Source organism: Streptomyces sp. L500 (genome assembly GCF_054551825.1).
Genome location: NZ_JBTOLC010000013.1, coordinates 118,688 through 140,983, shown reverse-complemented (window position 1 = coordinate 140,983; position 22,296 = coordinate 118,688). Strand labels below are relative to the sequence as shown.

General features: G+C 71.9%; 21 protein-coding genes and 1 riboswitch. Of the genes, 6 read left to right on the top strand and 15 right to left on the bottom strand.

Going from position 1 to position 22,296, the window contains the following annotated elements; genetic code table 11:
• Nucleotides 1-6: 6 nt before the first annotated feature.
• Entirely contained in the window at nt 7-1,029 is a 1,023-nt protein-coding gene (locus tag ACX9I7_RS15360; RefSeq protein ID WP_459387650.1) for a methionine synthase, read from the bottom strand.
• A 46-nt stretch (nt 1,030-1,075) separates the two neighbouring features.
• On the bottom strand, nt 1,076-1,774 hold the full coding sequence (locus tag ACX9I7_RS15355; protein WP_459387649.1) for an SDR family oxidoreductase: 699 nt from the start codon (nt 1,772-1,774) through the stop codon (nt 1,076-1,078).
• A 278-nt stretch (nt 1,775-2,052) separates the two neighbouring features.
• Between ACX9I7_RS15355 and ACX9I7_RS15350 the strand changes: the two genes are divergently transcribed.
• On the top strand, nt 2,053-2,478 hold the full coding sequence (locus ACX9I7_RS15350) for a hypothetical protein (RefSeq protein ID WP_387565859.1): 426 nt from the start codon (nt 2,053-2,055) through the stop codon (nt 2,476-2,478).
• A gap of 152 nt (nt 2,479-2,630) precedes the next feature.
• On the top strand, nt 2,631-3,236 hold the full coding sequence (locus ACX9I7_RS15345) for a hypothetical protein (RefSeq protein WP_459387648.1): 606 nt from the start codon (nt 2,631-2,633) through the stop codon (nt 3,234-3,236).
• 46 nt (nt 3,237-3,282) lie between these two features.
• Here the strand turns inward: ACX9I7_RS15345 and mnmA are convergent, their stop codons facing one another.
• The 3 genes from mnmA to ACX9I7_RS15330 all read right to left on the bottom strand — a co-directional run bounded on the left by mnmA (nt 3,283) and on the right by ACX9I7_RS15330 (nt 6,770).
• A complete protein-coding gene (gene mnmA, locus ACX9I7_RS15340) occupies nt 3,283-4,434 on the bottom strand; it encodes a tRNA 2-thiouridine(34) synthase MnmA (RefSeq protein ID WP_189451283.1) in 1,152 nt (383 codons plus the stop codon).
• A 142-nt stretch (nt 4,435-4,576) separates the two neighbouring features.
• Nucleotides 4,577-5,746, bottom strand: coding sequence for a cysteine desulfurase family protein (locus ACX9I7_RS15335; RefSeq protein ID WP_387565866.1), 1,170 nt, complete (start codon nt 5,744-5,746; stop codon nt 4,577-4,579).
• A gap of 13 nt (nt 5,747-5,759) precedes the next feature.
• Complete coding sequence (locus ACX9I7_RS15330; RefSeq protein WP_459387647.1) at nt 5,760-6,770, bottom strand: helix-turn-helix transcriptional regulator; 1,011 nt, start codon at nt 6,768-6,770, stop codon at nt 5,760-5,762.
• Nucleotides 6,771-6,901: 131 nt separating this feature from the next.
• On the opposite strand from ACX9I7_RS15330, the gene ACX9I7_RS15325 reads away from it, so the two are divergent.
• Nucleotides 6,902-7,474 (top strand): TIGR03086 family metal-binding protein, encoded by a 573-nt coding sequence (locus ACX9I7_RS15325; RefSeq protein WP_459387646.1) that lies wholly within the window; start codon nt 6,902-6,904, stop codon nt 7,472-7,474.
• A 50-nt stretch (nt 7,475-7,524) separates the two neighbouring features.
• Here ACX9I7_RS15325 and ACX9I7_RS15320 read toward each other — a convergent pair whose 3' ends face one another.
• The 10 genes from ACX9I7_RS15320 to ACX9I7_RS15275 all read right to left on the bottom strand — a co-directional run bounded on the left by ACX9I7_RS15320 (nt 7,525) and on the right by ACX9I7_RS15275 (nt 18,887).
• Entirely contained in the window at nt 7,525-8,205 is a 681-nt protein-coding gene (locus ACX9I7_RS15320) for a trimeric intracellular cation channel family protein (RefSeq protein WP_126916213.1), read from the bottom strand.
• A gap of 96 nt (nt 8,206-8,301) precedes the next feature.
• Nucleotides 8,302-9,759 (bottom strand): M1 family metallopeptidase, encoded by a 1,458-nt coding sequence (locus tag ACX9I7_RS15315; protein ID WP_459387645.1) that lies wholly within the window; start codon nt 9,757-9,759, stop codon nt 8,302-8,304.
• A 125-nt stretch (nt 9,760-9,884) separates the two neighbouring features.
• Nucleotides 9,885-10,934, bottom strand: coding sequence for an ABC transporter ATP-binding protein (locus tag ACX9I7_RS15310; protein ID WP_387565878.1), 1,050 nt, complete (start codon nt 10,932-10,934; stop codon nt 9,885-9,887).
• An 11-nt stretch (nt 10,935-10,945) separates the two neighbouring features.
• Nucleotides 10,946-12,061: an ABC transporter ATP-binding protein gene (locus tag ACX9I7_RS15305; RefSeq protein WP_387565881.1), complete on the bottom strand. Its 1,116-nt coding sequence runs from the start codon at nt 12,059-12,061 to the stop codon at nt 10,946-10,948.
• Nucleotides 12,058-13,056, bottom strand: coding sequence for an ABC transporter permease (locus ACX9I7_RS15300; RefSeq protein ID WP_459387644.1), 999 nt, complete (start codon nt 13,054-13,056; stop codon nt 12,058-12,060). The genes ACX9I7_RS15305 and ACX9I7_RS15300 overlap by 4 nt, the downstream gene beginning before the upstream one ends.
• A gap of 154 nt (nt 13,057-13,210) precedes the next feature.
• Complete coding sequence (locus ACX9I7_RS15295; RefSeq protein ID WP_387565884.1) at nt 13,211-14,989, bottom strand: ABC transporter substrate-binding protein; 1,779 nt, start codon at nt 14,987-14,989, stop codon at nt 13,211-13,213.
• An 81-nt stretch (nt 14,990-15,070) separates the two neighbouring features.
• The gene (locus tag ACX9I7_RS15290; RefSeq protein WP_189451294.1) at nt 15,071-16,069 is read right to left on the bottom strand and encodes an ABC transporter permease; all 999 of its coding nucleotides are present in this window, start codon (nt 16,067-16,069) and stop codon (nt 15,071-15,073) included.
• A gap of 412 nt (nt 16,070-16,481) precedes the next feature.
• Complete coding sequence (locus ACX9I7_RS15285) at nt 16,482-17,282, bottom strand: enhanced serine sensitivity protein SseB C-terminal domain-containing protein (protein ID WP_387565887.1); 801 nt, start codon at nt 17,280-17,282, stop codon at nt 16,482-16,484.
• A 72-nt stretch (nt 17,283-17,354) separates the two neighbouring features.
• Nucleotides 17,355-18,089 carry an enhanced serine sensitivity protein SseB gene (locus tag ACX9I7_RS15280; RefSeq protein ID WP_459387643.1) on the bottom strand — a complete coding sequence of 245 codons (735 nt, stop codon included), beginning with the start codon at nt 18,087-18,089 and terminating at the stop codon, nt 17,355-17,357.
• Between the two features lie 192 nt (nt 18,090-18,281).
• On the bottom strand, nt 18,282-18,887 hold the full coding sequence (locus ACX9I7_RS15275; protein ID WP_459387664.1) for an AAA family ATPase: 606 nt from the start codon (nt 18,885-18,887) through the stop codon (nt 18,282-18,284).
• Between the two features lie 137 nt (nt 18,888-19,024).
• Nucleotides 19,025-19,121: riboswitch (glycine riboswitch) on the top strand.
• A 171-nt stretch (nt 19,122-19,292) separates the two neighbouring features.
• Here ACX9I7_RS15275 and gcvT point away from each other — a divergent pair.
• The 3 genes from gcvT to glyA all read left to right on the top strand — a co-directional run bounded on the left by gcvT (nt 19,293) and on the right by glyA (nt 22,150).
• A complete protein-coding gene (gene gcvT / locus ACX9I7_RS15270; protein ID WP_387565893.1) occupies nt 19,293-20,408 on the top strand; it encodes a glycine cleavage system aminomethyltransferase GcvT in 1,116 nt (371 codons plus the stop codon).
• A 67-nt stretch (nt 20,409-20,475) separates the two neighbouring features.
• Nucleotides 20,476-20,853 (top strand): glycine cleavage system protein GcvH, encoded by a 378-nt coding sequence (gcvH, locus tag ACX9I7_RS15265; RefSeq protein WP_358628304.1) that lies wholly within the window; start codon nt 20,476-20,478, stop codon nt 20,851-20,853.
• A gap of 34 nt (nt 20,854-20,887) precedes the next feature.
• A complete protein-coding gene (gene glyA / locus ACX9I7_RS15260) occupies nt 20,888-22,150 on the top strand; it encodes a serine hydroxymethyltransferase (RefSeq protein WP_387565896.1) in 1,263 nt (420 codons plus the stop codon).
• Nucleotides 22,151-22,296 lie beyond the last annotated feature (146 nt).

Here is a 22,296-nt window from a genome sequence, read left to right as displayed (position 1 = left end):
GCGCCGTCACTCAGGGTTGTCTGCGAGTGATTTCGCCGCCCGGACGCAGTGGGCGAGGGCCGCGCGGGCATACGCGGGCGAAGCGCCCGCGAGCCCGCACGACGGGGTGACGACCACGGACTCCGAAAGAGACCCCGGTGCCAGCCCCAGCCTGCGCCACAGCGTCCTGACACCCATGACGCTACCGGCAGGGTCTGACAATGGGCCGTCCACGCCGGGCACCACGCCAGCGAAGAGGGTCGTGCCCGCCTCGACCGCCTCACCGATCGCATCGTCCTCACGCTCGGTGAGCAGCGAGAAATCGAACGAGACTCCGGTGACTCCCGCGCGGCGCAGCAGCGCGAAGGGCACGCCGGGGGCGCACGAGTGGACGACGAGCTCGGCGCCGGCCTCCGTCGCGACGGAGGCCATGTCCCGCAGGGCCCCTTCGACGACGGCCCGGTCGACGGCCCGGTGGGTGCGGTAGCCGCTGGCGGTGCGGATCTGTCCGCGCAGCACGGCGGGGAGGGAGGGCTCGTCCAGCTGGAGCACGAGCCGGGCGCCCGGCACCCGGCGGCGTACCTCGGCGAGGTGGCCGCGCAGGCCCTCGGCCAGGGAGGCCGTGAGGTCGCGGCAGGCGCCGGGGTCGGCGAGGGCGGCCTCGCCGCCGCGCAGCTGGAGGGAGGCGGCCAGGGTCCAGGGGCCGACGGCGGAGACCTTCAGGGCTCCTTGGTGGCCCTGGGTGAACTCCTCGAGCGCGTCCAGGTCCTCGCCGAGCCAGGAGCGGGCGCGGCGGGTGTCGCGGCCGGGCCGGTCGCTGACGCGCCAGCCGCTGGGCTCCAGATGGGCGAAGACCTCGACCAGCATCCCGGCCGTGCGGCCGATCATGTCGGCCCCGGGCCCGCGCGCGGGCAGTTCCGGGAGGTGGGGCAGCGTTTCCAGCGACCCGGTGACGGTCTTCGCGGCCTCGCGCGCGTCTCCCCCCGGCATCGAACCGACGCCGGTGGCGGCCCCCGCGCCCCAGCTCCTGACGTTGCTCTTCTCGCTCACTGAAGGAAGGGTACGAGAAAGGGGCCGCCCCGACGGGAGTCGGCCCTCAGCCGCCCGAGTACCCCGGGCGGACCGTCAGGTCGTTGATCTCCGCGTCGCGCGGCAGGTCCAGGGCGAGCAGGATCGTCGACGAGACCGACTCCGGGCTGATCCACTTGCCCGGCTCGTACTCCTTGCCCTCCTGCTGGTGCACCTTCACCTGCATGGCGGTGGCCACGCGTCCCGGGTAGACGCTGGTGACGCGCACGCCGTGGGTGTGCTCCTCGGCCCGCAGGGAGTCCGCGAGCGCCTTCAGGCCGTGCTTGCTGGCCGCGTACGCGCCCCAGCCGGGGTTGGCGCGCAGCCCGGCGCCGGAGTTGACGAAGACGACGTGCCCCTGCGAGACGCGCAGCTGCGGCAGCAGCAGCCGCGTCAGCTCGGCCGGCGCGACCAGGTTGACGGCGAGCGTCCGGTTCCAGGTCTTGGGGGTCAGCTCGCCGACGTCCCCGAGGTCGGCGACGCCCGCGATATGGAGGAGGGAGTCGATCCGGTCGGGCGGCGACTGGTGGCCGAGCGCCCAGGAGAGCCGGTCGGGGGTGTCGAGGTCGGCGACGAGGGTGTGGGCGCCGGGGAAGCGCCCGGCGAGCTCCTTGGCCCGGCCCGCGTCGCGCGCGACGAGCCAGAGTTCGTCGCCGCGTTCGTGGAGCCGCCGGGCGACCGCCTCGCCGATGCCCGACCCGGAGCCGGTGATCACATGTGTTGCCATGCCCCCAGCTTGCCCCACGGCGCGGGCGGCGGACACCGCCCCGTACCGCCGCGTCTGTCCCCCTGTGTGCCGTCTTCGGGTGAGCCGGACGCTACGGGCCGATTTCCTATGTCTCCGATATGGATTCGGAATCTTATGGGTCGCGAACAGATCACAGTGTTACCGGCGGTATCGCGAAAGCGGTAATGGCATGCCTAGCGTGACGCGGGCTCACCGGCGGCGTTATCCCCGCGCCGTTTTCCGTCATTTCACTGAAAGCAGCCATAGTGAAGATTCGCATGTCCCGCACCGCCGCCATATCCGGATTCGTCATCATCGCGCTCACCGGAGCGAGCGGCTGCGGCAGCGACTCGAGCGGGAAGAGCGGCACCTCCGCTGCCGCCGCCGCTGCCACCACCGACGGCTCCGGCGACGGCACCAAGGACGTCTCCATCTCCGACTGCGCATACGTCGAAAAGCAGGGCATCGCGGCCAAACTGAGCGCCATGAACCCCAGCGCGACGGCCACTTACAGCTACACCGTCACCGTGAAGTTCACCGCCCCGGACGGTTCGGCGATCGACCCGCAGGACTTCTCGCTCCTGTTCGTCCGCCCCGGCCGCACGGACAGCCACGACATCGCCGCCCCCTACAGCCCGAAGGCGGGAGCCCCCACGAAGGGCGCGAAGTGCGAGATCGCCAAGGTCGTGCGCGGCACCGGCTGAGAAAAGCCGTTCTGTTCCGGTCGTGTCACAGAAGCGGCCGGTGACCCGCTGGGATTTGGTCATGTGTAAACACCCCGTTAGCGTGACGTGCGCTTGTCAATGATCAAAACGATCAATGCGTCATCTCGTCACTTCATCGGGGGAGTTCCAGCATGAAGCTTCGTCATGTCCGCGCGGCGGCCGTCTTCGGAATCGTCGTCGTCGCCCTCACCGGCGCCCGGGGCCACCACGGCGCCAGCTGCGGCGGCGGATCCAGCCACCACAGCAGCGGCTCCTCCACGAGCGGGGGCACGTCCACGAGCGGCGGCACGAGCGGCGGCTTCAGCAGCGGCGGGACGACGAGCGGCGGTACCGCCACCGGTGGCACGACCACCGGTGGCGGTACCGGCGACTCCTCGTCGTCCTCCTCCGGCGGCTCGTCCGTCCTGGGCTCGAACGGCAGCGGCCGGGGCGGCAGCGGCGACGACGCCATGCGCGACATCAAGATCACCGACTGCGCCTACACCGACCGCCTCGGCATCACGGCGAAGCTCAGCGCCACCAACGGCAGCGCGACCCTCAAGTACACCTACCGCCTGACGGTGAAGTTCACGGACCCCGAGGGCAAGATCACCACGCGCTTCCCGTCCATCCCCTACGTGATGCCGGGCAGGACCGGCACGCTCGACGTCTCCACCCCGTACGTGCCGAAGGCGGGCTCGCCCAGCAGCGGCGGCCGGTGCGAGGTCACCAACGTGACGCGGACGACCGAGCGCTGATCCCGCGCGGAGCGATACGCGGGGCGCTACCGCGCGGGGGCGGTGCTCAGCCCGCCGCTCCCGCGCGCGCCCGCTCGGTCGTCGCGATCGTCGCCGAGCCGACGACGCGCGTGTCGTCGTAGAGGACGATCGCCTGGCCGGGGGCCACGCCGCGGACGGGCTCGGTGAAACGGACGTGGAGCTCGTCCCCGACGAGCTCGGCCGTCACCTCGGTCTCGCCGCCGTGGGCGCGCAGCTGGGCCGTGTACGTGCCCGGGCCGGCCGGGGCGACGCCGCACCAGCGGGGCTTGATGGCGGTCAGGGCCGAGACGTCCAGGGCCTCCACCGGGCCCACCGTCACGGTGTTGTTCACCGGGGAGATGTCCAGGACGTAGCGCGGCTTGCCGTCCGGGGCCGGGCGGCCGATGCGGAGGCCCTTGCGCTGGCCGATGGTGAAGCCGTAGGCGCCCTCGTGGGTGCCGACCGTGGCGCCGGTCTCGTCGACGATGTCGCCCTCGGCCTTGCCGAGGCGCTTCGCCAGGAAGCCCTGGGTGTCGCCGTCGGCGATGAAGCAGATGTCGTGGCTGTCGGGCTTCTTCGCCACGGCCAGGCCCCGGCGCTCCGCCTCGGCGCGGATCTCGTCCTTGGTGGTGATCGTGTCGCCCAGCGGGAACATCGCGTGCGCGAGCTGGCGCTCGTCCAGGACGCCCAGGACGTAGGACTGGTCCTTGGCCATGTCGCTGGCACGGTGGAGCTCTCGGGTGCCGTCCTCGTTCACCACGACCGTGGCGTAGTGGCCGGTGCAGACGGCGTCGAAGCCCAGCGCGAGGGCCTTGTCCAGCAGCGCGGCGAACTTGATCTTCTCGTTGCAGCGGAGACAGGGGTTGGGCGTGCGCCCGGCCTCGTACTCGGCGACGAAGTCCTCGACGACGTCCTCGCGGAAGCGCTCGGCCAGGTCCCAGCAGTAGAAGGGGATGCCGATCACATCGGCGGCGCGGCGGGCGTCGCGGGAGTCCTCGATGGTGCAGCAGCCGCGCGCGCCGGTGCGGAAGGACTGCGGGTTCGCGGAGAGCGCGAGGTGCACACCGGTCACGTCGTGGCCGGCTTCGACGGCGCGGGCCGCGGCGACGGCGGAGTCGACGCCGCCGGACATGGCGGCGAGCACGCGGAGCCCCTTGCGGGGGGCGCTGAGGTCTGGGGCACCCGGGAAGTCAGTCATAGCCCTTCCAGGGTACGGGTACGTTGCGGCTGCGCTTTCAGGGCGGGTGCGGGCCGGTGGCCGGTTTGTGCCCACCCTCCCCCAGCTACCGCTGGGAGGTGCCCCCAGCCCTGCGGAACGCCTGCCCACAAACCGGTGGTCCCTAGCTCAGCCCTGCCGTGCGTGCTCGTTCCACCACCGGGCCGATCGCCTCCACGACCGCCGTGACGTCCTCGCGCGTCGACGTGTGGCCCAGGGAGAAGCGCAGGGTGCCGCGGGCCAGGTCGCGGTCGGTGCCCGTGGCCAGGACGACGTGGCTGGGCTGGGCGACGCCGGCCGTGCAGGCGGAGCCGGTCGAGCACTCGATGCCCTGGGCGTCGAGGAGGAGCAGCAGGGAGTCGCCCTCGCAGCCCGGGAAGGAGAAGTGGGCGTTGGCGGGCAGCCGGCCCGCCGGGTCCGGGTCGCCGCCGAGGACCGCGTCGGGGACGGCCGCCCGGACGCCCTCGATCAGCTCGTCCCGCAGCGCCCCGATCTCCCGGGCGAAGTCCGCGCGCCGCTCGGAGGCCAGCCGGCCCGCCACCGCGAAGGCGGCGATCGCCGGGACGTCGAGCGTGCCGGAGCGCACGTGCCGCTCCTGGCCGCCGCCGTGCAGCAGCGGTACGGGCGTGTACTGGCGGCCCAGCAGCAGGGCGCCGATCCCGTACGGGCCGCCGATCTTGTGGCCGCTGACGGTCATCGCGGCGAGCCCGGACGCGGCGAAGTCCACGTCCAGCTGGCCGACGGCCTGTACGGCGTCGGCGTGCAGCGGAACGTCGAACTCCGAAGCCGCCTCGGCCAGTTCGTGGACCGGCAGCACCGTGCCGATCTCGTTGTTGGCCCACATCACCGTGGCGAGGGCCACGTCGCCGGGATTGCGGGCGATGGCCTCGCGGAGGGCGTCCGCGTGGACCCGGCCGTAGGAGTCGACGGGCAGGTACTCGACGGTCGCGCCCTCGTGCTCGGCGAGCCAGTGGACCGCGTCGAGGACGGCGTGGTGCTCCACGGGGCTGGCCAGGACGCGGGTGCGGGCCGGGTCGGCGGCGCGGCGTGCCCAGAACAGGCCCTTGACGGCGAGGTTGTCCGCTTCGGTGCCGCCCGCGGTGAAGACCACTTCGCTGGGGCGCGCGCCGAGCGAGGCGGCGAGCGATTCGCGCGCTTCCTCGACCGTGCGGCGGGCGCGGCGGCCCGCGGCGTGCAGCGAGGACGCGTTGCCGGCGAGGGGCAGCTGGGCGGTCATCGCCGTCACCGCCTCCGGGAGCATCGGGGTGGTGGCGGCGTGGTCGAGGTAGGCCATGGTGGGCACGATTCTACGAGGCCCGGTCCGGGACCGTGGCGGGGCGTTCCGGCCCCGGAGGGAGCATCCGGTTGTGCCCGGGTTCGTACAGCTCCAGCACGGCCCGGGCGGCCGCCGCCAGCTCCCGCCGGACCGGCTCCGGGGAGATCACCTCCAGGTCCGGGCCGTAGGCCAGCAAAGATCGCGCTTCCGCGACGCCGCCGAAGGCGAATTCGACGGTCGCGGGGTCGCCCTCGGACGGCGGCCCCGTGAGCTGCCGGCCCCGCAGGCGCAGGAGCGTGGCGAGGCGGGAGCGCCGCACCCGGGCCGTCACCAGGAGCTCCGCGGGGCGGTCCTCGACCTCGCGGCGCAGCTCCGCCCAGACGTCCGTCAGCTCCTGGCCGGCCCGGCGGCGTACGGGTTCGTCGGTGAGGGTCGCCTTCAGGACGCGGTCGGCGCGGTAGAGGCGGGGGCTGCCGCGGTGGTCGGCGACGAGGTACCAGACGCCGGCCTTGGCGACGAGGCCGTAGGGGTCGACGGTGTACCCGCGCGGTTCGGCCGTGCCGCCGTGGCGGTAGCGCAGGCGCAGCCGGAGGTCGGTGAAGACGGCGGTGTGGAGTTCGCCGAGGTCGACGGCGGCGGTGGGGGCCGCCCAGCGGACGGGGTCGATGTGGATGCGGCGGCTGGTGGCCTCGGCGGCGGGGCGGTGGGGGGCGGGCAGGGCGGCCATGACCTTGCGCAGGGCGGAGCCCAGGGCGCCGTCGAGGCCGAGGTCGGCGTGGGCGCCGGGGCCGGCGAGGACGAACAGGGCGCGGGCCTCGTCGGCGGTGAGGCCGGTGACGTCGGTGCGGTAGCCGGGGAGCAGGGCGATGCCGCCGTGGCGGCCGCGTTCGGCGTAGACGGGCACGCCGGCGGCGGAGAGGGACTCGACGTCGCGGTAGATGGTGCGGACGGACACCTCCAGCCGGCGGGCGAGCTCGGCGGCGGGCACCCGGTCCCGGTTCTGGAGCAGCAGGAGTATCGACAGCAGCCGGTCGGATTTCACGTGATCAAGAATCTCGCGGGGGCGAGGGAAACATGACGGCGGGTGTCAGGTTATGGCGGGAGGGTGCTCTCAGACCGACCGGCCGACCAGCCGGTCGACCGTTCACCTCGTCCTCACAGGAGCAGTGCGCCATGGACCTCGACCCCCGCCCCCTCTACACCCGCGCCACCGACCAGATGGCGGCCCTGATGGCCCGGGTGAAGCCCGAGGCGCTCGGCGACCCGACGCCCTGCGACGAGTTCGACGTGCGCGGGCTGCTGGCGCACCTCGTGGGCGGTGTCCGCGCCGGCGCCGAGCGCGGCCGGACCGACGCGGACGTGGCGCTGGTGGCCGCCGAGGGCGTGCCGGACGACGGCTGGCTCGCGGCCTACGACGAGGCCCGCGCGCTCTTCGACGAGGTGTGGGCCGACGACGCGAAGCTGGACGCGCCGGTGTCCGTGCCGTGGGGCGAGATGCCGGGCCGGGCGTACCTCTCCTCGGGCTGTGTGCTGGAGACGGTCGCCCACACCTGGGACCTGTCCACCGCCCTCGGCCATCCGCTGCCCCTGGACCAGGAGCTCGCCGAGTACGCCCTGGAGTGGGCGCGCCGGGTGCTCCCGGCGGAGCGGCGCGGCGGGCCCGTGCCGTTCGGGCCGGTGCGTCCGGCCCCCGAGGGCGCGGACGCCTACGCGCGGCTGGCGGCGTGGCTGGGCCGGGAGGTCTGAGCCGACAGCCACGCGGGAACAAGGCCGCGCGGAAACGTTACGCCCGAGCGTTACCCCTGGGCGTTGCCCTGCGCCGGATCTCCCGCCGTCGCGCTGCGCCGGTGCCAGGCGCGCGGGGCGCGCCAGTGGTAACGCATCGCGAGGAGCCGCAGGACGAACGCGACGGCGGCGGACAGCATGCTGGTGGAGACGTTGAGCGCGTCGTAGCGGATCAGCAGCGCGGCCATGGTGGAGCCGACCATGGCGGGCACCGCGTACAGGTCGCGGTCCCAGCGGAGCAGCGAGGGGACCTCGTGGGCCAGGACGTCGCGCAGCACACCGCCGCCGACCGCCGTGGCCAGGCCCAGCGTCGCGGCGAAGGTCAGGCCGAGCCCGTGCCCGTACGCCTTGACCGTGCCCGCGACGCAGAACAGCCCGAGCCCGGCGGCGTCGAAGACGTTCACCGCCTTGGTGATCCGCTCCACCTCGGGGTGGAGGAAGAAGACGATCGCGGTGGCGACCAGCGGGGTGAGGAAGTACCCCAGGTCGGTGAAGGCGGCGGGCGGCACGGCTCCGATGATCAGGTCCCGGAACAGCCCGCCGCCCAGCGCCGTGACCTCCGCCAGCACCGCCATGCCGAAGACGTCGAAGTTCTTGCGGACGCCGAGCAGGGCGCCCGACATGGCGAAGACGAAGATCCCGGCGATGTCGAGCGAGTGCTGGACGGAGGGGCTGAACAGATCGGTGAGCACCAGACATTCTTACGCGCCGGTGGCGGTGCTCCCGACTCCTCCCGGAACGCGTCCCGGAATGCGGACGCGCGCGCCCGCGAAGGCCACGGCGGGCGGCTACGGCAGCTTCGGCTTCTGCGGGGTGGACAGCCAGGTCCGGAAGAGATCGCTCAGGTCCTGGTGGGAGACCGCCTCGGCGAGGCCGGTGAACTGGGCGGTGCGGACGTTGCCGCCCTTGTGGAGCTTGGTCCACAAGGGCAGCAGCTTGAAGAACGCCTTGTCGCCGATGCGCTCGCGCAGCATCTGGAGCGTCATCGCGCCCCGGTAGTAGACGGACCGGGAGAACATGGTGTCGCGCTTGGGGTCGGCCACGTCGAGCTTCCAGAAGGCGTCGTCGCCGCCGTGGGCGTTGTACGCCTCCAGGAAGGACTGGTGGGCGCTCTTGCGGCCCTTGTGCTCGTCCCACAGCCACTCGGCGTAGGTGGCGAAGCCCTCGTTGAGCCAGATGTCCTTCCACCGCTCGACCGACAGCGAGTCCCCGAACCACTGGTGGGCCAGCTCGTGGACGACCGTCGCCTCGTCGCGCACGGCGGAGTAGACGGGCTTCGTCTGGACCTCCAGCGAGAACTCGGCCTGCGGCATGTCGTCGACGATGGCGCCCGTCTCCTCGAAGGGGTACGGGCCGAAGAGCTTGGACCAGTAGTCGGTGGCCTCGGCGGTGATGCCGTAGAAGTCGAGCTTGTCGGTGGGCAGGGCGGGATTGGTGGCGACGTAGATGGGGGTGCCGCCGGGGGTGACGCCCTTGCGCACGTCGAACTTCCCGATCGTGGCGGTGGCGAGGTAGGGCGCCATCGGCTTGCTCTCGCGCCAATGGGTGATCGTGGTGTCGCCGCTGTCGCGGGTGGCGAGGAGCCTGCCGTTGGAGACGGCCGTCAGGCCCTTGGGGGCCCGGATGCGGATGTCGAAGGTGGCCTTGTCGGAGGGGTGGTCGCTGGAGGGGAACCAGGTGGAGGCCGCGTTGGGCTCGCACGCCACGAAGACGCCGTCCTTGGTCTTCATCCAGCCGTACTTCGAGCCGAAGATGATGGGGCCGCTGAGCGGCTGGGGTATGCCGCCGTAGGTGACGGTCGTGGTGAAGGTGTGGCCCTTGATCAGCGGGAGCGCGGGGCGGATGCGGATCTCGTCGCCCACCCGGGAGAAGGCGGCGGGGAGGCCGTTGACCTCGACCTTGGAGACCGTGAGCTGCTGGAGGTCCAGGTCGAAGGAGGAGAGGCTCTGGGTGGCCCGCGCGGTGACGGTCGTCCTCCCGTCCAGCCGGCCGCTGGAGGGTGTGTAGCCGACGTCGAGGTCGTAGTGGAGGGCGTCGAAGCCGCCGTTGCCGAGCTCGGGGAAGTAGGTGTCGCCGATGCCGGGGGCACCGGCGGTCGGGGGCCAGTCGGGGCGGGCCGAGGCCATGGGGGCGGCCGCGACCACCCAGGCCGAGGCGGTGGCCGTGGCGAGGGCGAGGAGCCGGGCCGGGACCCGGCGGCCCTTCGAGCGTATGGAGCGGTCCCGGAGCGGGCGGGAGAGTGCCATGAGCCGTCCCTTCGAACGTGCGAGCGCATTTGCGGCGAACGCGCCGACTCTGCACTCCCCCGCCTCGCGGTGCTCAGGTCTTTACCAAGTCATTTCGATCACCACGAGCCAGCCTCGCACGCCGCTTACGCACCCGCACCTTCCGTAACCGGTTCGGGTGTTCCCGGCGCGTTCTCCGGGTGATGGCAGGCCACCTGGTGGCCGGCCCGGGGGGCCAGCAGCCGCGGCTCGTCGGTCCGGCACACCTCCGTCGCCTTCCAGCAGCGGGTGTGGAAGCGGCAGCCGGACGGCGGGGAGATCGGCGAGGGCACGTCGCCCTTGAGCAGGATGCGTTCGCGCTTGACGCGCCGCCCCGGGTCCGGCACGGGCACGGCCGACAGCAGCGCCGTCGTGTACGGGTGCATGGGCCGCTCGTAGAGCGAGGTGCGGTCGGCGAGTTCCACGATCTTGCCGAGGTACATCACCGCGATCCGGTCCGAGACGTGCCGGATGACCGACAGGTCGTGGGCGATGATGACGTAGGTCAGTCCGAGCTCCTCCTGGAGGTCGTCCAGGAGGTTGACCACCTGTGCCTGGATGGAGACGTCCAGCGCGGAGACCGGCTCGTCGGCGACGACCAGCCGGGGCTTGAGCGCGAGGGCCCGCGCGATGCCGATGCGCTGGCGCTGGCCGCCGGAGAACTCGTGCGGATAGCGGTTGTAGTGCTCGGGGCTGAGCCCCACCAGCTCCAGCAGCCGCTGCACCTCCTTCTTCACCCCGCCTTCGGGCGTGATGCCCTGGAGCCGGAACGGCGCCCCGACGATCGTGCCGACGGTGTGCCGGGGGTTCAGCGAGGAGTACGGGTCCTGGAAGATCATCTGGACGTCGCGGCGCATCGGCCGCATCCCCGCCACCCCGAGGTGGGTGATGTCCCGGCCCTCGAACTCGATCCTCCCGGCGGTCGGTTCCAGCAGCCGGGTGATCAGCCGGCCCATGGTCGACTTGCCGCAGCCGGACTCGCCCACCACGCCCAGGGTCTCCCCCGCGCGCACGTCGAAGTCCAGCCCGTCCACGGCCCGCACCGCGCCCGTCTGGCGCCGCAGCAGCCCCTTGACGATCGGGAAGTGCTTGACCAGGCCCTCGACCTTCAGCAGGGGCTCGGCCGCCTCGGGGGCCGGCTGTGCGGGAATCGTCATCTGTGGGTCCTTCACAACTTGGGCGCGATCTCTTCGGTCCAGATGCGGGTGCGCTCCTCGGGTGCCAGGTGGCAGGCGGAGTGGTGCGGCCGGCCGGCCTCGGCGCCCGGGACGGGGCGCAGTTCGGGCCGCTCGGTGCGGGTGACACCGCCCTTGGGGACGTCGGCGTAGGGGCAGCGCGGGTTGAAGGCGCAGCCGGAGGGCACGTTGATCAGGCTGGGCGGGGAGCCCTTGACCGGGATCAGCCGCTCGGTCTGCTCGCGGTCGATCCGGGGCATCGAGCCCAGCAGGCCCCAGGTGTAGGGGTGCTGGGGGCTGCGGAAGACCCGTTCGGCCGGGCCGCGTTCCACACAGCGGCCGCCGTACATCACGAGGATGTCGTCGGCGAGCTCGGCGACCACGCCCAGGTCGTGGGTGATGATGACGACCGCGGAGCCGAACTCCTTCTGCAGGTCGCGGATCAGGTCCAGGATCTGGGCCTGGACGGTGACGTCCAGGGCGGTGGTGGGCTCGTCGGCGATCAGCAGGTCCGGGTTGTTGACGAGCGCCATCGCGATCATCGCGCGCTGGCGCATGCCGCCGGAGAACTGGTGGGGGTAGTCGTCGACGCGCCGGTCGGGCTGGGGGATGCCGACCCGGTCCAGCAGCTCGACCGCGCGCTTGCGGGCGGTCTTCTTGTCGACGTCGTGGTGGACCCGGTACGCCTCGACGATCTGGGCGCCGACGGTGAAGTACGGGTGCATGGCCGACAGCGGGTCCTGGAAGATCATGGCCATCTCGCGGCCGCGCAGCCGGCGCACCTTCTCGGGGTCGGCGCTCATCAGCTCGGTGCCGTCCAGCCAGATCTCGCCGCTGATGCGGGCCTTGCGGCGGCCGTACTGGCCGACGGTGTGGAGGCCCATGATGCCCAGCGAGGTCACGGACTTGCCGGAGCCGGACTCGCCGACGATGCCGAGGGTGCGGCCCTTCTCCAGCTGGAAGGACAGCCCGTCGACGGACTTCACCAGGCCGTCGTCGGTGGGGAAGTGGATGCGCAGGTCCCGGACGTCGAGGAAGGCGGTCGGCCGGTCCGCGCCGCCGACGGGCTCGCCGACGGCGCCGCCGTCGGGGAGGGGGGTGGTGGTCACGAGAGCCTCACTCGGGGATCGATCACGGCGTACAGGAGGTCGACCACGAGGTTGGCGACGACGACGGCGGTCGCCGCGATGAGCGTCACGCCGAGGATCAGCGGCAGGTCGCGGTCACTGATGGCCTTCACGGCCGCCTGGCCCAGGCCCGGCAGGTTGAAGGTGGTCTCGGTGAGGATCGCGCCGCCGACGAGGGCGCCGAGGTCCATGCCGAGGATGGTGAGGACCGGGGTCAGCGTGGAGCGCATGGCGTGCTTGCCGATGACGACCGGTTCCCGCAGCCCCTTGGCGCGGGCGGTGCGGATGTAGTCCTCGCCCAGGATCTCCAGCATGGTGGCGCGGGTGAGCCGGGCGTACATGGCCGCGTAGAGGAAGGCGAGGGTGATCCAGGGCAGGATCAGCCCGCTGAACCAGCCGGCCGGGTCGTCGGCGAAGTCGACGTAGTCGCCGTCCACCCAGCCCAGGCCGTAGGAGAAGACCGCGAGGGAGACCAGGCCGGTGAAGTAGATGGGGAGCGAGACGCCGCTCAGGGCGACGGTCATGGCCGCGCGGTCCCAGAGGCTGCCGCGCTTGAGGGCGGAGACCACACCGGTGGTCACCCCGCCGACCAGCCACAGCACACAGGCGCCCGCGGCCAGCGACAGCGTCACCGGCACCCGGTCCTGGAGCACCGGCCAGATGTCCTGCTCGGTGCGGAAGGAGTAGCCGAAGCAGGGCACGTCGCAGTGGACGGTGGTGCCGCCGCCGGTGTAGTCCCGCCCGGCGAGGATGCCGGTGACGAAGTGCCAGAACTGCACCAGGATCGGGTCGGACAGCCCGAGTTTCTGCCGGATGCCCTCGATGGTCGCCGGGTCCGCCTGTTTGCCGACGTAGAGCGCGGCGGGGTCGGCCCCGGTGAGTTTGGGGATCGCGAAGAAGATGCCGAAGGTCACCAGGGTGACCACGAGGAGCATCACGATGACGGCGAACAGCCGCCTGACGATGTAAGCGAACACTGCGGTCGGCCGGCGGCGGCCGGGGACCCCCGCGATCGCGTCGGGGGTCCCCGGACCGCCGCGCGCGGCCCTCACCTGCCCTTCGGGCCTAGCGGCGGGTGCGCCGGCGGAGCGTACGGTCTGTCACTGGACGGTGCCTGTCACGGGAAGGCGCTCACTTGACGACGCCGAGGGAGGCGTAGTCGTAGCGTCCGTTGTAGGCGTCGGACGTGTAGGCGTTGGTCAGCCGGGAGCTGCGCCAGGTGATCGTCCTGTCGTAGACGAAGGGCAGGTACCAGGCGCCCTCGGTGACCTTCTTGTTGGCCTCCTGGTAGAGCTTCCCCGCCTTGTCGACGTCGATCTCCGCGATGGCCTGGTCGAAGAGCTTGTTGACCTCGGGGTCGTTGAGCTCGGGGTAGTTCTGGTTGCCGCTCTCCTGGATGAAGCGGCCGTCGGTGATGGGCTGGAGGAAGCCCTGGCCGCTGAGGAAGTCCGCGCCCCAGCCCATGATGATGATGCCGTAGTTCTTGTCCTTGACGTTCTTGGGGGCGCCGATGATGCCGGTGGACTGGGCGCCGTCGTACTGGTCGATCTGGGCGTCGATGCCGACCTTCTTCAGGGCCGCCTGCATCGACTCGGCGGTCGCGACCTCCGGCGGCTTGTTGTTGCGCACGGCGATCGTGGTCTTGAAGCCCTCGGGCTTGCCGCAGGCCTTCAGCTCCTCCTTGGCCTTGGCCTCGTCGGGCTTGCCCTGCTTCAGGTTGAACGGGTCGTAGTTCGCGTCGAAGCCCTTGACCACCGGCGGGAGCATGCTGATCGCGATGTCGCCACCGGCCTGCGGGCCGCCGCGCGCGGTCTGGATCGAGGTGTGGTCGGCGGCGTAGATGACGGCCTTGCGGCAGTGCTCGTTGTCGAACGGCGCGACGGTCTTCGGGAAGGCCGCGTAGCGGATGAAGCCGGTCTGCGGGTTGTCGACGTTGGCCTTGTACGAGTTCATCGCCTTCTGCCGACCGGTCGAGCCCAGGCCGGTGGCGTTGATGTCGAGGTCGTACTCGCCGGCGAGCAGCTTGTTGTCCATGTCGTCGGCGTTGGTGGTGAGCTTGACCGTGACCTTGTCGGGCAGCGCCTTGCGGACCGGGTCGGACTTCCGGTCCCACTTGTCGTTGCGGACCAGCTCCAGGCCCTTGTTCGGGGTGTAGGAGACGAATTTGTACGGTCCGCTGGAGAACGGGCGGGACCCGTACTTCTCGGCGGTGTCCTTGTCCGGGCGGACCGGGGCCGCGGCGGGGATCGCCAGCATCTGGAGGAAGTCGCCGTTGGGCTTGGGCAGATGGAAGACGATCGTCTTCTCGTCCGGCGTCTCGATCGCCTTCAGGCCGAGCTTGTCCTTGCTCTCGTCCTTGTACGGTCCCTTGTACTCCTTGTTGGGGTCGAGGACCTGCATCAGCCACAGCGGGCCGCCGGAGATCTTGTCGGTCGCCCAGGTGCGCTCGATGCCGTACTTGATCTGCTGGGTGGTGATCGGCTGGCCGTCCTCCCAGGTCAGCCCGTCACGGAGCTTGAAGGTGTACGTCTTCTTGTCGGCCGAGAGCTGGCCGGTGTCCGTGGCCATGTCCGGGACGACGTTCACGCTCTCCAGGCCGGGGGCCGGCTTGGGGGTGACGAGGGTACGGGTGTAGTAGCGGGCGAAGTCCCACATGAAGCCGTAGTAACCGCGCTGCGGGTCCCACGAGTCGGCGTCCTGGGTGCCGATGAACTTCAGCTCCCCGCCCTTCTTGTCGGAGGCGGCGGCCACCTTGTTCACACCGGCGTTGAAGCCCGCCGCCTTGCCGCCCTTGCCGCCGCCTTCGCTCTTGCCGCCGCCACCGCCGCAGGCGGTGGTGGTCACCAGGGCCGCGACCGCGAGCGCCGCCCCGGCGGCCAGTCTGCGCCTCGAAGTTCGTTGGGTTGTCACGATGTAACGGACCTCCGTGGTCGGTCGCCGCCCGGAACGGGCGGTCGGTACGAGAGGGCGAGGAGAGGGCGAGGGTGGGCGTCAGCGCGAGCCCTTCGGGTCCAGCGCGTCCCGCACGCCGTCGCCGAAGAGGTTGAAGGCCAGCACGGTGACGAAGATGGCGAGACCCGGGATGATCATGAACATGGGGTCGCCCTCGTAGGTCGTGACGGCCTTGGAGAGCATCTGCCCCCAGGAGGCGGTCGGCGGCTTGACGCCGGCGCCGAGGAAGCTCAGCGCCGCCTCCGTCAGGACATTGGTGGGGATCATCAACGTGGCGTACACGGTGATCGGCGCCACCAGGTTGGGCAGCAGCTCCCGGAAGAGGATGTACAGCCGGCCCGCGCCCAGGCTGCGGGCGGCCTCGACGTACTCCCGCTCCCTGAGCGAGAGCGTCTGGCCGCGCACGATCCGGCCCACGTACGGCCAGCCGAAGAACCCGATAACCGCGATCAGCACGGCCATCCGCACCCCCGAACCGGTCAGTCCCCACAGGGAGTTGGGGACGACGGAGACGAGCGCGATGATGAACAGCAGCTGGGGGAAGGCCAGCAGGAGGTCCATGACCCGGCTGACGACCGCGTCCACCCAGCCGCCGAAGTAGCCGGCGACGATGCCGAAGACCGTGCCGATCACGACCGCCACGACGGCCGCGAGGAAGGCCACGAGCAGCGAGACCCGGGCCCCGTAGACGACCCGGCTGAAGACGTCCCGGCCGTTGACGGGCTCGGCGCCGAAGAGGAAGTCGGAATTGATGCCGCCCCAGGCGGCCTTGGGGGTGCTGGAGAGGGGGTCGATGAGCTCCTCGTGGTACTCGTTCGGGGGATGCCCGAGGAGGCCCACGATGACCGGGGCCAGGATCGCCACGAGGATGAGCAGCAGGACGACGACCCCGCCCGCCAGGGCGAACTTGTCGCGCTTGAGCCGTGTCCAGGCGATCCGCCAGGGCGAGCGCCCCTCGATGGCCTTCGCCGGAAGGCCGTCGGTGACGGGGGCGGCGCCGGCGTCGGCCGGTCCCGTGTCGTGCAGTGGTGCCGTCATCGTCTGGTGGACCCCTCTCGGCCGGCGGCGACCGGCCCAACGCCCGCCGCGCTCGGGGCGGCTGGTTCACATCACTGGTGCGAGGACGCGCCCCGCGCGGCGGTGGGCGCGCGGGTCGCGGTGGTACGCGAAGTGCAGTGGTGCGGAAGGTGCGGGACGTGCGGTGGTACCCGGAGTTACGCCGGTGCGGAGAGCACCGGAGGTGCCGGTGGTACGGGACGTGCGCACGGAGCGGTCGTACGGCGGAACAGGTCGTACGCAGGAACGAAGTCCTTGTTGGGCGGGAGTCTTCATGGCTCCCGCGATCACCCGCCAGCCCTCACCCGCAAAGGATGCGCAAACGTGATGTGCGAAGGGAGGTTCCGTTATACGGACACCGACGGGCCCTGAACGGGCGCCAGTGGAACGGGCGTCAGTAGGCCCCGGCCTGCCAGCCCTGCTGCGGCGGGGGATAGCCGTACCCGGAGGCGGGCGCCGCCGGCGCGCCGGCGGCCCCGTAGCCCTCGCGGGCGAAGAAGGGCCGGCTGTTGGCCCGCATCCACATGGCGACGGGGTCGTACTCGTCCGACATCGTCACCGTCGACACCGGCAGACCGTCGGGCACCGCGGCGATCGACTGCTGCATCATCAGGCGCACGGCCTCCACGGAGGCGGGCGAGGTGTCGTACAGATCGAGCCCGATGGCCAGGTACGGCGTGCCCAGGGCGGGCCGCACCCAGGCCCGGCGCAGCGCGCGGACGACGGGGGTGCGGTGGGCGTTCTGCCCGAGGAGGGCGTAGAACTGCGGAATGTCCAGCGCGGGTTCGCTCAGCTGGAGCGGGCCGGCGGGCAGCCGGTCCAGGCCGGCGACGATCCGGCGCAGGTCGAGCCAGGGGATGCCGACGCCGCCGCCGGGGGCGTGGGGGTTGAGCCACAGGCCCCAGCGGTCGGGGAAGAGGGAGGCGGCCACGGCCCGGCCGGTGACGACCTCGTGGGCGCGGTTCCAGCCGCTGGCGGCGAGCTCCTGGGCGGAGGTCACACAGGGGGCGTAGCCGAGGCCGTCGACCTCCATGTTCCCGTACTGGGCGTCGGGCGAGCCGGCCTGACCGTGCCACAGCAGCATCCACACCCGGCCCTCGGCGAGGGACCGCAGCAGCTGCTCGTACGTGTCGTACCGGCCGGGCGCCACCTGGCGCAGCACCTGCTCCACGCCGCTCTCCGCGCCCGCGCTCACCTGGGTCCGCCTCTTCTCTTGGCCGTCTGCTGCTACCAGCTTACGAGCCCGCGGGGGCGGGCATGAGAGCTGTCACAGGTCACGGTCGTAGAACGGTCGTATCCGGGTGCGTATCCAGTCGCCCACGGGGTCGTCCTGGGCGACGTCCAGGAAGACCAGCTGCACGGGCCAGGGCACGGGCACCTGTCCCAGGGCGCGGCCGAGGGCGTCCAGGGCGGCGGAGCGGCTGCCCGGGTCGGGAAGGCCCAGCTCCACGCCGACGAACAGGGCGGGGCCGGCGCCCTCGACGCTGGCCAGGGTGCGGCGGGCGGTCCGGACCACGCCGGTGCCGGCGAACTCCAGGCCGGCGGCGGCCAGGAACGCGGTCGGCTCCTCCTGCCAGTCCGGCTCGTACAGCCGGACGCGGCCGCCGGTGGCGTCGCCGTCCAGGGCCGTGCGCCCGGCCCGGCACAGCCCGGCGACGGCGGGCGGCGGCAGGGGGACGGTGACGGTGCCCTCGGGGTTGACGACGATGCCGACCTGCGGGGGCAGGCCGCGGGCGAACTCGACGGCGGGGGCGACGGCGAAGGGCATCCCCTCGCCGGCGACGGCCGTGAACTGCTCCTGCGAGCTGAAGACGGGGACGTAGGCGGCGCCGCCGAGCTCCAGGGTGGGGAGGTCGAGGTCGGGGCTGTCGGGTCCGCCGCCCTTGGGCAGCGGAACCCACACGCTGCTGCGGCCGAGCGTCTCGACGATGCGGGGACCGGCGTCCGGGACGCCGACGGAGGCGGCGAGGACCGCCTCCAGTTCGTTGACTGGCCAGGTCATTGTCTTCCCACGGGGTGCGTCCGGTGTTTTCCGGGCACCTTAGCGGCTGCGCCTGGGCTTGCCGGGGGCGGGGTTGTCCGGCACCGCCGGATACGTCGGCGGTGGCCGCGCGCCGTCGCGGCGGGATAGAGGCCCCGGTCCCGCCCTTTCACCGTTTCCTGGGGCTCCGCCCCAGGCCCCGCCGAGCCGGCCTCAGCTGAAGGTGATCCGCCGCAGCGCGTTGGCCGCCTCGCGGTCGAGGAGGACGGCCGACGTCGTGCCCGCCGGGCGGTCGCCGGCCGTGAGGGCGGCGACGAGGCGGGCCGTCGCGCGGCGGTGGCGGGCGAAGGAGCGGGCGGAGACGCCTCGGCCCCGGGCGCGCTGGCCGGCGAGCGCGGTGGGCGGGTCGACCGCCAGGACGACGAGGTGCAGCCCCCCGCCCCGCCGCCGCGCGTCCCGCGCGAGCCAGCGCCGCACCCAGCTCCACTGCCCGCAGTCGTGTACGACGACGCTGTCACCCGAGCGCAGCGCCCGCCGCAGCGCGGCGTAGTGCGCGACCCTGACGAAGGGCCGCCAGAAGGCGTAGGGAAGCGCCGGCGACAGGCGTTCGAAGCGCTCGCGCACGTCCTGGGAGTCCACCCGGTGGACGGCGGCGGGCACCGCGCGCCGCATCAGCGTGGACTTGCCGCCGCCCGGCAGCCCGGAGACGACGAGCAGATCGCCCGCCGGATAGCGGAGCTCCGATATCGCCCCGGTGCCCCCGCGCAGATCACGCACCCCGTGCGTCTCCCCCGCCCCCACCTCCGTACGCACGGTGATCGCCCCCTCTCGCAAAGAAAAGGTAATCCAATTTGAGAGGCGGTGGGCGGTCCGTCGCACGCCCGTACGTGCAATGATGTGCGCGCCAAGCTCGACTCACGCTCGACTCAACTGCAAGCAATCGCATACTGGCCGCTCGAATCCGCGCGGGAGAGTCCCGGTGCCACAGGCGCCGGGCGCCGAAGGAGCAAGTTCCTCCCTTGAATCTCTCAGGCCCCGTACCGCGCGGGTGAGGCAGATCTGAAAAGCGGACCGCGCCCACGGCTCGGTCCCACCCAAGGTGCAAGCCGGGTTGCCTTTGACGACAGGCGAGGGCTCTCGGTGAACCTCTCAGGTTCCGATGACAGATGGGGAGGCCGCCTCTTCAGGCATTCCTCCGCGACCCACCTGCCCGGGAGCCCGATCATGACCGATGCCCCCCGCCGTACCGCCCTGGACGCGCTGCACCGCGCGCTGGGCGCGACCATGACCGACTTCGCCGGCTGGGACATGCCCCTGCGCTACGGCAGCGAGCGCGACGAGCACGTCGCCGTGCGCACCCGCGCGGGCCTCTTCGACCTGTCGCACATGGGCGAGATCACCCTCACGGGCCCCGAGGCCGGCCGGGCCCTCGACCACGCCCTGGTGGGCAACATCTCCGCGCTGGCCGTCGGCCGGGCCCGCTACACGATGATCTGCCGCGAGGACGGCGGCATCCTCGACGACCTGATCGTCTACCGCCTCGGCGAGGACGAGTACATGGTCGTCGCCAACGCCTCCAACGCCCAGGTGGTCCTCGACGCGCTCACCGAGCGCGCGGCGGGCTTCGAGACGGCCGTCCGGGACGACCGCGAGAACTACGCGCTGATCGCGGTCCAGGGCCCCGCCTCCCCCGCCATCCTGAAGTCCGTCACCGACGCCGACCTGGACGGCCTGAAGTACTACGCGGGTCTGCCGGGCACCGTCGCGGGCGTCCCCGCGCTGATCGCCCGTACCGGCTACACCGGCGAGGACGGCTTCGAGCTGTTCGTCGCCCCCGCCGACGCCGAGAAGCTGTGGCAGGCCCTGACCGAGGCGGGCGCGGACGCCGGGCTGGTGCCGTGCGGGCTCTCCTGCCGGGACACGCTGCGCCTGGAGGCGGGCATGCCGCTGTACGGGCACGAGCTGACGACCGCGACGACGCCGTTCGACGCCGGTCTGGGCCGGGTCGTGAAGTTCGACAAGGCCGGCGACTTCGTGGGCCGCGAGGCGCTGGCGGCCGCCGCCGAGCGCGCCGAGAGCGCCCCGCCGCGCAAGCTCGTCGGCCTGATCGCGACCGGTCGCCGGGTGCCCCGGGCCGGCTTCGCGGTGACGGTGGACGGCGCCGTCGTCGGCGAGGTGACCTCCGGCGCCCCCTCCCCCACCCTCGGCAAGCCGATCGCGATCGCCTACGTCGACGCGGCGCACGCCACTCCGGGTACGGAAGGGGTATGTGTGGACATTCGCGGCACCCATGAGCCGTACGAGGTCGTCGCCCTCCCCTTCTACAAGCGGGCCCGCTGAGTCCCCCTCATCTCATCTGTCAAGACCCCTTGCACAAGCACCCACGCGCGTACAGGAGAATCTAGCCATGAGCAACCCCCAGCAGCTGCGTTACTCCAAGGAGCACGAGTGGCTGTCGGCCGCCGACGCCGACGGTGTGGCGACGGTCGGGATCACCGAGTTCGCCGCCAACGCCCTCGGTGACGTCGTCTACGCACAGCTCCCGGCGGTCGGCGACACGGTCACCGCGGGCGAGACCTGTGGTGAGCTGGAGTCGACCAAGTCGGTCAGCGACCTCTACTCCCCCGTCACGGGCGAGGTCGTCGCGGCCAACCAGGACGTCGTGGACGACCCCGCGCTGGTGAATTCCGCCCCCTTCGAGGGCGGCTGGCTGTTCAAGGTGAAGATCACGGACGAGCCGGCCGACCTGCTGTCGGCCGACGAGTACACCGACTTCGCCGGCTGACCCCGCCCCGCTCCCTCCCGCGCAGGAAGAACTCATGTCGCTTCTCAACAGCTCCCTCCATGAGCTCGACCCCGACGTCGCCGCCGCGGTCGACGCCGAACTCCACCGCCAGCAGTCCACCCTCGAGATGATCGCCTCGGAGAACTTCGCTCCGGTCGCGGTCATGGAGGCCCAGGGCTCGGTCCTGACCAACAAGTACGCCGAGGGCTACCCGGGCCGCCGCTACTACGGCGGCTGCGAGCACGTCGACGTCGTCGAGCAGATCGCCATCGACCGGATCAAGGCGCTCTTCGGCGCCGAGCACGCCAACGTGCAGCCGCACTCCGGCGCGCAGGCCAACGCCGCGGCGATGTTCGCCCTGCTCAACCCGGGCGACACCATCCTGGGCCTGAACCTGGCCCACGGTGGCCACCTGACCCACGGGATGAAGATCAACTTCTCCGGGAAGCTCTACAACGTGGTCGCCTACCACGTCGACGAGCAGACCAACCTGGTGGACATGGAGGAGGTCGAGCGCCTCGCCAAGGAGCACCGCCCCAAGCTGATCGTCGCCGGCTGGTCCGCCTACCCGCGCCAGCTGGACTTCGCGGCCTTCCGCCGGATCGCGGACGAGGTCGGCGCGTATCTGATGGTCGACATGGCCCACTTCGCGGGCCTGGTCGCCGCCGGGCTCCACCCCTCCCCGGTGCCGCACGCCCACGTGGTCACCACCACCACCCACAAGACCCTGGGCGGTCCGCGCGGTGGTGTGATCCTCTCCACGGCCGAGCTCGCCAAGAAGATCAACTCCGCGGTCTTCCCCGGTCAGCAGGGTGGCCCGCTGGAGCACGTGATCGCGGCCAAGGCCGTCTCCTTCAAGGTCGCGGCCACGGAGGAGTTCAAGGAGCGCCAGCGGCGCACGCTGGAGGGCTCGAAGATCCTCGCCGAGCGCCTGATGCAGGACGACGTCAAGGAGGTGGGCGTCTCCGTCCTCTCCGGCGGCACGGACGTCCACCTGGTCCTGGTGGACCTGCGCAACAGCGAGCTGGACGGCCAGCAGGCCGAGGACCGCCTCCACGAGGTGGGCATCACGGTCAACCGCAACGCCATCCCGAACGACCCGCGCCCCCCGATGGTCACCTCGGGCCTGCGGATCGGCACCCCGGCCCTGGCCACCCGTGGTTTCCAGGCCGAGGACTTCCGCGAGGTCGCGGACATCATCGCCGAGGCCCTCAAGCCGGGCTTCGACGCGGCGGCCCTGCGCGGCCGCGTCACGGCGCTGGCGGACAAGCACCCGCTGTACCCCGGGCTGAAGTAGCGCCGAAGCGCGGGGTTAACCGGCCGGTACGGGGCACCGGGCACGCTTGAGGAGCGGCCCGGTGCCCCGCACCGTGACCCGGGCCCCGCCGCGGAGTGAGCTCCGCCACCGCGGGAAGCGGCCCGCATCCCGCACACTGATAGATG

Excerpts from the sequence above, each read along its gene's own strand:
- ACX9I7_RS15355 (WP_459387649.1), bottom strand. The coding sequence starts at position 1,774 with ATGGCAACACATGTGATCACCGGCTCCGGGTCGGGCATCGGCGAGGCG.
- ACX9I7_RS15350 (WP_387565859.1), top strand. The coding sequence starts at position 2,053 with ATGTCCCGCACCGCCGCCATATCCGGATTCGTCATCATCGCGCTCACC.
- ACX9I7_RS15345 (WP_459387648.1), top strand. The coding sequence starts at position 2,631 with ATGAAGCTTCGTCATGTCCGCGCGGCGGCCGTCTTCGGAATCGTCGTC.
- mnmA (WP_189451283.1), bottom strand. The coding sequence starts at position 4,434 with ATGACTGACTTCCCGGGTGCCCCAGACCTCAGCGCCCCCCGCAAGGGG.
- ACX9I7_RS15335 (WP_387565866.1), bottom strand. The coding sequence starts at position 5,746 with ATGGCCTACCTCGACCACGCCGCCACCACCCCGATGCTCCCGGAGGCG.
- ACX9I7_RS15325 (WP_459387646.1), top strand. The coding sequence starts at position 6,902 with ATGGACCTCGACCCCCGCCCCCTCTACACCCGCGCCACCGACCAGATG.
- ACX9I7_RS15315 (WP_459387645.1), bottom strand. The coding sequence starts at position 9,759 with ATGGCACTCTCCCGCCCGCTCCGGGACCGCTCCATACGCTCGAAGGGC.
- ACX9I7_RS15310 (WP_387565878.1), bottom strand. The coding sequence starts at position 10,934 with ATGACGATTCCCGCACAGCCGGCCCCCGAGGCGGCCGAGCCCCTGCTG.
- ACX9I7_RS15290 (WP_189451294.1), bottom strand. The coding sequence starts at position 16,069 with ATGACGGCACCACTGCACGACACGGGACCGGCCGACGCCGGCGCCGCC.
- ACX9I7_RS15280 (WP_459387643.1), bottom strand. The coding sequence starts at position 18,089 with ATGACCTGGCCAGTCAACGAACTGGAGGCGGTCCTCGCCGCCTCCGTC.
- gcvT (WP_387565893.1), top strand. The coding sequence starts at position 19,293 with ATGACCGATGCCCCCCGCCGTACCGCCCTGGACGCGCTGCACCGCGCG.
- gcvH (WP_358628304.1), top strand. The coding sequence starts at position 20,476 with ATGAGCAACCCCCAGCAGCTGCGTTACTCCAAGGAGCACGAGTGGCTG.
- glyA (WP_387565896.1), top strand. The coding sequence starts at position 20,888 with ATGTCGCTTCTCAACAGCTCCCTCCATGAGCTCGACCCCGACGTCGCC.